Source organism: Sphingobacterium sp. GQ94 (genome assembly GCF_059758715.1).
On the sequence record NZ_JCAXEC010000017.1, the window covers coordinates 1 to 13,040 of the forward strand.

The window sequence follows — 13,040 nt, forward strand, 5'->3', positions numbered from 1 at the left end:
ATAAAATTATATTAAAATGAAATCAAATATTTATCGATTAATTACAAAACAGGTTAACAATTAATGACCATTTTTCTGTATCTTAGATTCAATGATTTTAGGGCAGATATATTGATTTGACTTTCACATACAATCCATCCCCCTACCCTTTGTGTTTTTTCAAAAAACTCGACTGGAACACTAAAAATTAAAAACTATGAAATCAAAAAAAGACAACCCATATAAAGATGTAATCACTCAACTCATCGTCGATATATTTGAAAAAACTAACAACAAAGCGCTCAACTACAAACAAGTTGCAGCGAAATTAAATCTCTCTGACTCTGACTCTAAAACAGCCATTTCTGACGTCTTATCTGACGCATCGAAAGACGGCCTATTCACTCAATCGGAACGAGGTAAATTTAAGCTCCGGGAAAGACATGTTTATGTCACAGGAAAAGTTGATATGACTGCTGATGGATCAGGCTATATTGTCCCAGAAGATGAGTTGGAAAACGATATTTTTGTTGCCCCTAGAAAACTACGCCAAGCACTCCATGGCGACATTGTTAAGGTTCATGTTTATGAACGAAAAAAAGGGCGAAAAAGAGAGGGGGAAGTAATCGAAATTATTCAACGAGCTAAGACGGATTTCACCGGAACTATAGACATTTCAGCAAGCTATGCTTTCTTCTTACCGGATGACCGAAAAATGCTTCACGATATATTTATCCCACTAGACAATCTTAATGGAGCTAAACACCAAGAAAAAGTACTAGTTTCGATAATAGAATGGCCCGAAAATGCAAAGAATCCAATAGGACGCGTTAAAACGGTATTAGGAAAGAAAGGCGAAAACAACACCGAGATGAATGCCATACTTGCGGATTACGGCTTTCCTCTAAAATTTCCTAGAGCTGTAGAAGAAGAAGCTAATGACATTTCAGACAAAATATCTGAGCAGGAAATTGCCAAACGTAAAGATTTTCGTCAAACATGTACGTTCACCATTGATCCTGCAGATGCAAAAGATTTTGATGATGCTATTTCATTCAAAATACTGGAAAACGGAAACTATGAAATAGGAGTCCACATTGCCGACGTTTCCCATTATGTTATTCCCGACAGTATATTAGACAAAGAAGCATTTGAGAGAGGCACATCGGTTTACTTGGTAGACCGAGTTATTCCAATGCTTCCGGAACGCCTTTCAAACAACCTCTGTTCATTGAGACCCAACGAAGATAAACTTTGCTTTTCAGCGGTGTTTGAAATAAACGATCAAGCGATCATCTTGGATCAATGGTTTGGACGTACAGTCATTCACTCCGATAGAAGATTTTCTTACGAACAGGCTCAAGAAATCATTGAAGGCAAAGAAGACGAACTTTCGTCTGTCATGCTCAAACTTAATGAGCTGGCCCATATACTACGTGATAAACGTTTCAAAAGTGGAGCAATTAGCTTTGAAACTGAAGAAGTAAAATTCTTATTAGACGACAGCGGAAAACCACTTGGAGTCTACACCAAAATAAGGAAGGATGCCCACAAATTAATTGAAGATTATATGCTCTTAGCAAATCGAAAGGTCGCTGAATATATTGGTAAAATGGAAAAAGGAAAAAATAAGCTTCCATTTGTTTATAGATTTCACGATGTCCCTAAAACAGACACATTAACCAGCTTTTCACAATTTGCTTTAAAATTTGGCCATAGACTTTCCATTAAATCCGATAAAGAAACCGCAAAATCCTTAAATATATTGATGAACAGAATTGAAGGGACAAAAGAACAAAACCTTTTAACTTCTTTAGCAATCCGTTCTATGGCAAAAGCAATCTATACCACAAAGAAAACCTCACATTATGGATTAGCTTTTGATTACTATACGCATTTCACCTCTCCTATCCGTAGATATCCAGACGTTATGGTTCATAGACTACTCCAATATTACCTTGATGGAGGAAGAAAAGTAAACGCGGAACATTATGAAAAAATGTCTGAACATTCCTCACAAATGGAGAAGAAAGCAGCTGATGCCGAAAGAGCTTCTGTAAAATACAAACAGGCTGAATACCTGCAAGACCAAATTGGAATCGAGTTTACCGGGATTGTCTCGGGTGTTACAGAATGGGGAATGTATGTGGAAATCGAAGAAAACAAATGCGAGGGCATGGTTCGTCTTCGCGACATAACAGATGATTTTTACGTACTTGACGAAAAGAACTACGCAATAATTGGTCAATCAAAAAAGAAAACCTATCAATTAGGCGATGAGGTTCAAATTAAAGTTAAAAAAGTTGACCTTGAAAAAAGACAAATCGATTTTACCTTAATTCGATAAAAGTACTCTGAGTATGTTAAACAATTGAATTCAGACGAAGAAAATTTCAAAAATGCACCCATCATTTTTAACAAAGTGATGGGTACACTTTAAAAAATAACAGAAATCAGCCAAGCCCATCAATTTCTTTTTTGCCAGACTAAATACCCACTGAGCATCATTTCTAAAATCTCAAAGATTCATAATAATAGCTTCCTTGAAATCACATAAACTCTATTTCCCAAAGCTAATCGATAATAAAACAAAAAACTTAACACCCAACCCTTTAGAGTTTGGAATATTCTTTATATCTTTGCAGACTTTAAAAAATTAATTTTTAACAATTAACAACACAAAAAAGGTAAATGCCTACTATCCAACAATTAGTTAGAAAAGGTAGAGTAGCTCTGGTTGATAAGAGTAAATCACCAGCGTTGGACTCATGTCCACAGCGAAGAGGTGTGTGTACGCGTGTATACACTACTACCCCTAAGAAACCAAACTCAGCAATGCGTAAAGTAGCTCGTGTTCGTTTAACAAATGGAAAAGAAGTAAATGCTTACATTCCAGGAGAAGGACATAACTTACAAGAGCACTCAATCGTATTAATTCGTGGCGGCCGTGTAAAAGATTTACCAGGAGTTCGTTATCACATTATTCGTGGTGCACTAGACACTTCAGGAGTTGCAGGTCGTAACCAACGTCGTTCTAAATATGGAACTAAACGTCCTAAACCAGGACAAGTAGCTGCACCAGCTAAAGGAAAAGGCAAAAAATAGTTAAACGGAGGAAAAGAAAATGAGAAAATCAAAACCAAAAAAGAGGATCATTTTACCTGACCCAAAGTTTAATGACGTTCAGGTAACACGTTTCGTAAACAATATGATGTTTGACGGAAAGAAATCTATTGCATATTCAATTTTTTATGATGCAGTAGAATTAGTAGAGCAAAAAACACAAGAAAACGGTTTAGAGACTTGGAAAAAAGCTTTAAATAATGTTATGCCAGCTGTTGAGGTTAAATCTCGTCGCGTTGGTGGTGCAAATTTTCAAGTTCCTATGGAAGTTCGTCCTGATCGCAAGATCGCATTAGGAATGAAATGGTTAATCTCCTATTCTCGTAAACGTGGTGAAAAAACTATGTTTGAGAAATTAGCAGGTGAGATTATTTCAGCTTCTAAAGGTGAAGGTGCTGCTGTGAAGAAAAAAGAGGATACGCATAAAATGGCGGAAGCCAACAAGGCGTTCTCGCACTTCAGATTCTAATATTAACAAAATAGAATCAAATATGAATACACCGACTTTAGATAGTAGATTTTTCGATTATCACTGTCGGTGTATTTGTTTATTAACATTGCATAAAAATAGCTTAATAAAGCAAACTGCATAAAACATTATGGCAAAAGATTTAAAATTAGTTAGAAATATTGGAATCGCAGCACACATCGATGCCGGTAAAACTACAACTACAGAACGTATTTTATTTTATTCTGGAGTAAACCATAAGCTAGGAGAAACTCACGAAGGATCTGCTACTACTGACTGGATGGCTCAAGAACAGGAACGTGGAATTACAATTACTTCTGCAGCTGTTACAGTATTTTGGAACTACCGCAATAGTAAATACCAAGTAAACGTTATTGATACTCCTGGTCACGTTGACTTTACAGTAGAGGTAAACCGTTCCTTACGCGTACTAGACGGATTAGTATTCTTATTTTCAGCAGTTGATGGTGTTGAACCTCAATCTGAGACCAACTGGCGTTTAGCTGATGGATATAAAGTTCCACGTATTGGATTCGTAAACAAAATGGACCGTTCAGGTGCTGACTTCTTAAAAGTTGTAAAACAAGTTAAAGAAATGTTAGGTTCTGACGCTGTTGCACTTCAATTACCAATTGGTGCGGAAGATGATTTCACAGGTGTTGTAGATTTAATCAACAACCGCGGTATTGTTTGGAACGAAGAGGATAAAGGAATGACATTTACTGAAGTTCCTATTCCTGAAGATATGATTGACGAGGTTGCTGAATACCGTGAAAAATTATTAGAAGCGGTAGCCGGTTATGACGAATCATTAATGGAGAAATTCTTTGACGATCCTAACTCATTGACTGAACGCGAAATTTTAGATGCTTTGCGTAAAGCAGTTCTGGATAACGCTATAGTGCCTATGGTTTGTGGTTCTTCATTCAAAAATAAAGGTGTACAAACAATGCTTGACTTCGTTATGGAGTTATTGCCTTCACCTCTGGATGTAGAAGCTGTAAATGGTACTGACCCTCGCACAGGAGAAGAAATCTCTCGTAAACCGTCAGAATCTGAACCGTTCTCAGCTCTTGGATTCAAGATCGCTACAGACCCTTTTGTAGGACGTTTGTGTTTCGTTCGTGCCTATTCAGGAGTATTGGAAGCTGGATCTTACGTATTGAACACTCGTTCAGGAAACAAAGAGCGTATTTCTCGTATTTTCCAAATGCATGCAAACAAACAAAATCCTATTCCTCAAATTGGAGCAGGTGATATTGGTGCAGTTGTAGGATTTAAAGATATCAAAACAGGAGATACTCTCTGTGATGAGAAAAACCCGATCATCCTTGAATCAATGGTATTCCCTGAACCAGTTATTGGTTTAGCAATTGAACCTAAGACTCAAGCTGACGTAGATAAATTAGGAATTGGTCTTGGTAAACTTGCTGAAGAAGATCCGACATTTGTGGTAAAAACAGACGAGGAAACTGGTCAAACAGTTATTTCGGGTATGGGTGAGCTTCACTTGGATATCTTGATCGACCGCTTGAGACGTGAATTCAAAGTTGAAGTAAATCAAGGTGCTCCCCAAGTAGCTTATAAAGAATCAATCAATGGAAGCACTGAACACCGTGAGGTTTACAAAAAACAATCAGGTGGACGTGGTAAATTTGCAGATATCAAAGTTATTATTTCTCCTATCGATGAGGATTATGATACGACAAAGTCTGCTCTTCAATTCGTTAACGAAATTGTTGGTGGTTCGATTCCAAAAGAATACATCCCTTCCGTTCAAAAAGGATTCGAAACTTCGTTAAGTAATGGTGTACTAGCTGGTTACCCATTATCTGGAATGAAAGTTCGTTTAATTGATGGATCATTCCATGCGGTCGATTCAGATTCTTTATCTTTCGAATTGGCTGCAAAAATGGCTTATCGTGAGGCCTTACCTAAGTGTTCGCCGGTATTGATGGAGCCAATCATGAAAGTTGAAGTACTAACCCCAGAAGAAAACATGGGTGATGTTATGGGAGACTTAAATCGTCGTCGTGGTCAAATGCAAGGGTTAGATTCACGTAACGGTGCACAGGTTATCAAAGCATTAGTTCCACTTTCTGAAATGTTTGGTTATGTAACTCAATTACGTACGATTACTTCAGGTCGTGCTACCTCTACTATGGAATTTGATCACTACGCGGAAGCTCCTCGTAATGTATCAGAAGCCGTAGTTGCGAAATCAAAAGGAAAAGTAAAAGGGTCTATTGACTAAATTATATTCAATTAAAATAAACCGATCCCTGATTGTTAATTGCTCTAATCAGGGGTCATTTTAAACAAAAAAAAATGAGCCAAAGAATCAGAATCAAATTGAAATCGTACGATTACAATTTAGTTGACAAATCAGCTGAGAAAATCGTAAAAACAGTAAAACCTACAGGTGCAGTTGTTAGTGGTCCAATTCCATTACCTACTGAGAAAAAAATCTATACAGTTTTACGCTCTCCACACGTTAACAAAAAAGCACGTGAGCAATTCCAGTTATGTTCTTACAAAAGATTGTTAGACATTTACTCTTCAAACTCAAAAACAGTTGATGCTTTGATGAAATTGGAATTACCTTCAGGTGTTGAAGTTGAAATTAAAGTGTGATAGATTTCGATTAAAAAACAGAAGAAGTCATCTTTTAAAGGTGACTTTTTTTGTTTAAATAATTTAACATTCAGCTTACCATTGATATTTTAAGAATTCTTATCTTTCTTGATGGAAAATTTATCAGGAAAATACGCATTAATTACCGGTGGTGGTAAGGGCTTAGGAAAAGCCACTGCAATTGCGTTTGCAAAAGAAGGTATCCATGTCGCTATTACAGGACGAAATGAGCAAAATTTAAAAAACACTATATTAGAGTTGCAAGCGTTCGGTGTCAAGGCAACGTATGCAATTTTTGATATCAGTAATTATCAAGAAGCAAATCACGAAATTGAAAAATTAATTCATCAATTTGGCAGTTTTGACATCTTAGTTAATAATGCAGGTATTGCAGCTTTTGGTTCAGTTCTTGAAATGGATCCCATTCAGTGGACAGAAATAATACAGACTAATGTATTAGGAACCTATTATGTAACGAAATCAGTTTTGCCCGAACTTATCAAGAAAAACCAAGGCGATATCATTAATATTTCTTCAACTGCGGGATTAAATGGTTCTGCTTCAACCTCAGCCTATAGTGCAAGTAAGTTTGCTGTTATTGGTTTATCTGATTCGCTCATGAGGGAAGTCCGTAAAAACAATATTCGTGTGTGTACCCTAATGCCTAGTACTATAGCATCTGATATGTCTATTGGACTTGCGTTGACCGATGGAGACCCTGAAAAAGTTTTACAACCTGAAGATTTTGCAGAGTTAATAGTTGCTAATTTAAAGCTTCCAAGACGAGCGATGTTAAGATCCGCCTCTCTTTGGTCGACCAACCCTTAGACCATCTCACGGGCAATAGATATAATAAAAGGGTTTGTTTAGAACAAACCCTTTTATTATATTTTCACTTTAAATGTTTTAGAACTGAAATCCTACGCCGAAAGAAAGCACTCGGTTAGAAAATTTATTATCGCTGTTGTCGCTTGGAGACAAGTTAGATAATCCTAGGCCGTAACCAGCATTCAATAAAAATCCATTGTTTAATTTGTACCCGGCTAAGAAATTCACCCCAAAATCGAAAGGGTTTTGATCTTTATCGTCCCCTGAAAAATCAAGATCGCTCTCGGATTCTGCACTTGCACCAAATGCAGCGCCTTCAACTTTAGTTTTACCACTTAATGAATAGCCAACATAAGGTCCAGCTCCTAAAAACACATTACCCGCTCCTGCAGGAATATAATATACTGCATTAATAGGAATTTCTAATGCCATAACATTCGTTGTAATACTTCCTTCCATGTTTTCGTCTTCACTTTTATATTTAGCACCTTTACCTTGTAATGAAATACCTGGTTGGATTGAAAAATTAGACGCTACCGGTAAGTCAGCATAACCAGTAACATAAAATGAAGGATTCATTTTGGAATAATCTTCAAATTCAGTTGGAATATTACTATACTTACCTAAATTTAAGCCAGCTTTTAAACCATAACTTGTTTGAGCTTGTGCGGCAGCAACAAATAATAACGCTGCTCCAAATGATAATAATAATTTTTTCATAGTCTTTTCTATTTCTAACTTTATTTAATATATCGAGTATAACCCGATTTCATATACAACATTGCAAAGTTTAGACCAATTTTTGTCTGGAACGGCAAAGGAAACGTAAAGTACTGAAATAAAACGATTTAATGTAGTTCGGATCAGAAAAATAAGTCAGGCCATCAGAGGGAGGTCTAGGTTTGTATTAAATAAAACTAGAAAATACGCTTGGAATCGTATTTAAATTACAAAATACAAAAAAAGCCTTTCATATTTGAAAAGTAAATCCTATTTTTGCATGCCTGTAAGGGTAAAAGGGTCGGATGGCCGAGTGGCTAGGCTGAGGTCTGCAAAACCTCCTACAGCGGTTCGAATCCGCTTCCGACCTCGTTTGAAAATTTAAAATTATTGACAACAATGGGAGTTACACGTTTAAAAAGAAAAGATAGAAGAAACAAAACATTTGCACGTGTTGATGTTCAATTCTTAAAACTTGGTCGTAATATCGAAACAGGTTCTAAAAGTAAAATGGCTAAACATAGCCAAATCACAAAAAATGATGCAATTTTAAATCAGCTTGCAACAGAAGCAAAGTAATTTTTTTTTGCTACAAAAAATAAGAAGCCTTTAGATCATCTAAAGGCTTCTTATTTTTTCAATCAATTCTTCCACCCTAACCCGGGAACTATATATAACATCCTCATCCATATTATTTACAGTCTTAGACTTATAGTTCATTTGCGATGGCTGGCTTATTTTAGCAGAACTATGTATACTTTTCGCACCTGTATACTTTAAAATTTCGGCTACGTTATTCTCATCAACCCCTGCTCCAGGCATAATTTCAATTCGTCCCTGAGATTCTTGTATTAAATCTTTAAGAAGTATCTTACCATCCATTGCTGAATTCTGAAGTCCTGAGGTTAATATCCGATCGCATCCTAAAGAAATGATATCTTCTAAAGCTTCATAAGGATCATTGCAGCGATCGAATGCACGATGGAAGACTACCACCATTGGCTTAGCCAATGTTACCAATTTTCGCATCTTTTCTATGTCTACGCGCCCATCCTTGGTCAGGCAACCAATAACGACGCCGTCACAGCCTATTATTTTGCAGAACTCTATGTCCTGAGAGATCTCGTCTATCTCATCTTGGGTATAAACAAAATCACCGGCACGTGGTCGTATTAAAACATGAACCCCAATATGAAGCGCCCCTCGAGTCAGTTTAATTTGGCCATAAGATGGGGTGGTACCTCCATTTTCAAGATTCTGGCATAACTCTATCCTACTTGCCCCTCCAAGTTGTGCTTGTTTTGCGGAATAAATAGAATTTGCACAAATTTCTAATTTGTAGCCATTTATTTCGATTTCATTCATATCCTCAAATATATCCATTTTGAAAAAATAAACAATCCAGGAATATATCAAAACAAATATTATTTTAAATTGTTATCCTTTTTCATTTGAAAATCAAATACTTATGCCTTTTATTTCAAAACTTATTGAGATTCAAATAAATTTATCTTCCATGTTTGAATCCTTACATAATAGCGTAAAAAAAATGAGGGTTGAACTTCAAACTCATCGAGATATATATGAGTTAGCTTGCCTTAAACATATTGAATCCGGTTATAAATTTGAAAAACAATGGTTGATTGCAGATAAATCTTATCAAAAAAAATTTATAGAATTTGAAACCTATTGTTTTTTATTAGATATCCTCTCTGATTATCAAGATGAAAATGGAGTGTTTATTCATTTAGAAGAAATTACCTTTACCCTGGAATCACTTAGGAATCAATTTGAAAAACAAGAAGCTTATGAGGTATGTGTTATTATTAAAAAATGGCAAGACCATGTAAATCAAAAACATCAAATTACCTAATCAAAGTCAAACTGTTTCTCCTGAATAACAAACAATCTTGGATATTTCCATTCCCTAGCACTTGAATCATGGGTTTTTGAATTGGAATTGAAAAAAATCTAGGATTTGGAAGCTATATACCTGTCATTTCGAAATATTATATTGCATAAACAATATATATCAATATAATATACTTTATATACAAACTTTTTAGTATTTTTGCGAAGAACTAAAATAAATTCAATTATAAAAAATTCAATTTCAGCTACCCTTACGAGTGTAGGATATTTTTTAAGGTCAGAAGCAAGTCAGGATGCTCTTAGAAATATCCTTATTATCCTTATTCCCAGCATTCTGATTTTTATGTTTTGGAATGATCAAATTGCTATTCCTTTTGCTGTAGGTACGTTATTAGCTTGCTTGACAGACCTGCCAGGAAATAAAAAGGATAAGTTAATTACTGTTTCATATTGCATCCCAATATTTTTGATAACAGCACTGAGTATCTCTTTTTCAATCCACCATAATTCATGGTCTATTATACCCTTATTGGGAGGATTTGGTTTTATTTACTCCTTTATTGCACTCTTAGGATTTCGAATCAATGTAGTCGGAAACTTAGGTTTAATTGTCGCTAGTTTTACAATTGGATTACGTCCCATAGACCCAATTTTATTCAGTATATCGCTAATACTAGGGGCAATTACCTTTTTCGCAATCTGTCTACTTCAAGCTTATCTACTCCCAAACCGATCCTTTGAGCACGCTCTTGAAGGCGGTGTAAAAGCCATGTCAAGATTAATCAAGTTAAAGATCGATTGTTATAATCAAAATATATCAATTAATAGGACTTATCAAGAACTCAATAAAATGCACATTCATATAAGTGAACAGTTGGATTCTATTCGATCCATTGTACTTCGCGATAAAAGAATGCAAACCCGTAAGGATAACTCAAGTAAAATTTGGTTGACCAAATTATATCAATTAATTGATTTATATGAGTTTTTGATGGCAATTGATCATGATTATGAAAAAATTCGAGAAATTCTAAAAGAAGGTAAAACTTTAAAACTAATTCGTCAAGCCTTAGCTATTTTAGCTTACAAAACGGAACGAGTAATCATTTTTAAACAAGAGTCGTATTACAAAATACCTAAGAAATCCGATTTAAATGAGATTTTAAAGCAATTAGATGAACAACAGAAACTAGGTTCTTCAGCTAGACAAGAATTAATTTCTTCAATCTGCAATCAAATTAGAAAAATTGAAGAAATACTGCATGATTTGCATATTAAAGAGATTTCTACAAATGTACATGGAGTAGAAAGTAAAAATTTTAAAAATTTTGTTGCACCAAAAATTAATCTAAAAGTTATTACAACTAATCTCAATTTTAAATCTCCAATTTTTGTTTATGCGATTCGGATATCGGTGTTGTTAATGTTTGCTGGTCTGTTGGGATATCTATTGCCAGAATATCAATATGCCTCCTGGATTATCCTTACCATTATATTAGTAGCAAGACCCAGCTACACCACTACCCAGAAAAGAAATTTTCAAAGAATCGTCGGTTCAATTATTGGTATTTTAGTAAGTCTAATACTATTAAGCTCCATTCAAGACAGTCGTATGTTGATCTTGATCTCTGCATTAGGTTTGTATTTGTTTCTGTTATTTAATAAGCCAAATTATTTGGTATGCGTTATCTTTATAACCATAACTATTTTGCTCGCTCAGTATACTTATGTGGGCGATATCCATGATATCATAGGGAGTCGTCTAGGGTTCACCTTGTTAGGCTCAATACTAGCGATATTGGGTAGCCTGGCAATTCCTATTAACCACTCCAGTTCTATTGAACAAACCACTAACGCTCTAATCCAACATTTCAAATCTTATCTTGAAAAAATTCAAGAGTCTTATAAATCTATTGAACGAAATGACTATGATTTACGCCTGTCAAGAAAATTTACGCAAGCTTCGCTAGCACAATGTTATGCTTCTTTAGAACAATTTGAAAAAAATCCTGGGAAAGGAAAATATCATAAATCCAATATTCGTCAATTTCAAACTCTTGCGTACCAAATTAATGCTTTACTTGTTGGCTTAACAGTGAATATTACCAAGTTAGAGTTGAGTCCTTCCTTAGAATTCCTAGAGGATCGCATATTTTATATTCAAAACCTAATTCAGGAATCTGAAAACATAATTAATCAGTTTTCATTAGAAAAAGCGCGGGTAAGATTACATTAACAAATTGAATTACCGGTGTTCCTTCTGATGTCTTAATATCCTCAAGTAATCAATGGCTAATTGGTTATAAAGATCGTTTTATTCCGCTTAGAAGATTTCATTGCCGCTTCAAGAATTTCAACGACAAGCACATTGATTGGCAATCCGTAAAGATCAAATTTTTCTAGTCTGTGCGAACCATTAATTACAGCTGAAAATAACGAAAATGGGTCATCATATGGTTCGATTCTATTTTTTAGACGGATAACCTCTTCTGATTTACTTTCTTCAAATCTCGTTCGAAGAGTTCGTGCATTAGATGCAATTGCATAACCTTTGGTCCCATAAACCTCCATATCTTTCCTTGAAAATGGCCAATTCCACGACGCTTGAATAATACACTGCGCATTAGGGTATTGAAGAATAATTGACGCCTCATCGTCTACTTCTTTGTATATCTTTGGTTTATTTCGATGAATTACAGCAGTAACGGAAATCGGCTTTTGACCATTCATCAACCAACTCATTAAATTAGCTCCATAGCATCCAAAATCGACCAATGCACCAGCTCCATTTTTTTGAGGGTCACTGAGAATTTCTAAAAATTCTTTGCTCACTCCTATTTCTTTTGGGCCCTGGTGACCATCATTAATCATTACTTTACGAATTTCCCCTAATTTCCCTTGTTCATGCATAGATTTAATTTGCTGATTACTCTCATACCAAGAAGTCTCAAAATTTGTCAGTACATGAATTTTATATTTATTAGCTAAATTTTCTATCTCTTGGGCATCTGAAAGTGTTGTAGCTAAGGGTTTCTCAACCATAACATGAATACCACGTGGTGCAGATGCCTGCACAACAGAAAGATGTTCACTAATTGCTCCAAAAGCGGAAACCGCATCTGGTTTTAACGTATCCAACATCTCTTCTAAGTTCGTATAAAACATGTCCTTAGAGATATGGTATCGCTTCATATAACGATCGATTAATTCAGGATTAGTTTCATAGATGCCAATAAGTTCTAGATCTTTTTTGTCTTTCCTATTGAAAATCCAGTCTACATGTCCATGACTTAATCCCGCAATCACCAATTTAATTGGAGTTTGAGCAAAACATAATTGAGTGAATATTGCTAGAATTAAACTTAGGGAAAACAGTTTCATAATATGATAGGGTTGAATTACTTAAGATAGCAAT

12 protein-coding genes and 1 tRNA gene are annotated in these 13,040 nt (G+C 35.3%); 10 read left to right on the forward strand and 3 right to left on the reverse strand.

The annotated features are described in order from the left end of the window. Nucleotides 1–196 precede the first annotated feature (196 nt). The 6 genes from rnr to AC6CHH_RS13825 all read left to right on the forward strand — a co-directional run bounded on the left by rnr (nucleotide 197) and on the right by AC6CHH_RS13825 (nucleotide 7,033). Complete coding sequence (gene rnr / locus AC6CHH_RS13800; RefSeq protein WP_498283851.1) at nucleotides 197–2,326, forward strand: ribonuclease R; 2,130 nt, start codon at nucleotides 197–199, stop codon at nucleotides 2,324–2,326. Nucleotides 2,327–2,670: 344 nt separating this feature from the next. Further along, nucleotides 2,671–3,084, forward strand: a complete 414-nt coding sequence (gene rpsL / locus AC6CHH_RS13805) for a 30S ribosomal protein S12 (protein WP_498283853.1) — start codon at nucleotides 2,671–2,673, stop codon at nucleotides 3,082–3,084. 19 nt (nucleotides 3,085–3,103) lie between these two features. Next, nucleotides 3,104–3,571, forward strand: coding sequence for a 30S ribosomal protein S7 (gene rpsG, locus AC6CHH_RS13810; RefSeq protein ID WP_498283855.1), 468 nt, complete (start codon nucleotides 3,104–3,106; stop codon nucleotides 3,569–3,571). A 130-nt stretch (nucleotides 3,572–3,701) separates the two neighbouring features. Continuing rightward, nucleotides 3,702–5,825, forward strand: a complete 2,124-nt coding sequence (fusA, locus tag AC6CHH_RS13815) for an elongation factor G (protein WP_498283857.1) — start codon at nucleotides 3,702–3,704, stop codon at nucleotides 5,823–5,825. Nucleotides 5,826–5,899: 74 nt separating this feature from the next. Then, on the forward strand, nucleotides 5,900–6,205 hold the full coding sequence (gene rpsJ / locus AC6CHH_RS13820) for a 30S ribosomal protein S10 (protein ID WP_013667229.1): 306 nt from the start codon (nucleotides 5,900–5,902) through the stop codon (nucleotides 6,203–6,205). A 111-nt stretch (nucleotides 6,206–6,316) separates the two neighbouring features. Next, entirely contained in the window at nucleotides 6,317–7,033 is a 717-nt protein-coding gene (locus AC6CHH_RS13825) for a 3-ketoacyl-ACP reductase (RefSeq protein WP_498283859.1), read from the forward strand. Nucleotides 7,034–7,111: 78 nt separating this feature from the next. Here AC6CHH_RS13825 and AC6CHH_RS13830 read toward each other — a convergent pair whose 3' ends face one another. Continuing rightward, a complete protein-coding gene (locus tag AC6CHH_RS13830; protein ID WP_498283861.1) occupies nucleotides 7,112–7,753 on the reverse strand; it encodes a porin family protein in 642 nt (213 codons plus the stop codon). 299 nt (nucleotides 7,754–8,052) lie between these two features. Here AC6CHH_RS13830 and AC6CHH_RS13835 point away from each other — a divergent pair. Both AC6CHH_RS13835 and AC6CHH_RS13840 read left to right on the forward strand, forming a co-directional pair. Next, nucleotides 8,053–8,123 (forward strand) — tRNA-Cys (locus AC6CHH_RS13835). A 29-nt stretch (nucleotides 8,124–8,152) separates the two neighbouring features. After that, the gene (locus tag AC6CHH_RS13840) at nucleotides 8,153–8,332 is read left to right on the forward strand and encodes a spore protein (RefSeq protein WP_498283863.1); all 180 of its coding nucleotides are present in this window, start codon (nucleotides 8,153–8,155) and stop codon (nucleotides 8,330–8,332) included. A gap of 39 nt (nucleotides 8,333–8,371) precedes the next feature. Here the strand turns inward: AC6CHH_RS13840 and AC6CHH_RS13845 are convergent, their stop codons facing one another. Continuing rightward, nucleotides 8,372–9,136 carry a copper homeostasis protein CutC gene (locus tag AC6CHH_RS13845; protein ID WP_498283865.1) on the reverse strand — a complete coding sequence of 255 codons (765 nt, stop codon included), beginning with the start codon at nucleotides 9,134–9,136 and terminating at the stop codon, nucleotides 8,372–8,374. Between the two features lie 85 nt (nucleotides 9,137–9,221). Between AC6CHH_RS13845 and AC6CHH_RS13850 the strand changes: the two genes are divergently transcribed. Then, nucleotides 9,222–9,626, forward strand: coding sequence for a hypothetical protein (locus AC6CHH_RS13850; RefSeq protein ID WP_498283867.1), 405 nt, complete (start codon nucleotides 9,222–9,224; stop codon nucleotides 9,624–9,626). Nucleotides 9,627–9,824: 198 nt separating this feature from the next. Continuing rightward, nucleotides 9,825–11,861, forward strand: coding sequence for an FUSC family protein (locus AC6CHH_RS13855; RefSeq protein WP_498283869.1), 2,037 nt, complete (start codon nucleotides 9,825–9,827; stop codon nucleotides 11,859–11,861). Between the two features lie 56 nt (nucleotides 11,862–11,917). On the opposite strand, the gene AC6CHH_RS13860 is transcribed toward AC6CHH_RS13855, so the two are convergent. Continuing rightward, a complete protein-coding gene (locus AC6CHH_RS13860) occupies nucleotides 11,918–13,006 on the reverse strand; it encodes a Gfo/Idh/MocA family protein (protein WP_498283871.1) in 1,089 nt (362 codons plus the stop codon). Nucleotides 13,007–13,040: the final 34 nt, after the last annotated feature.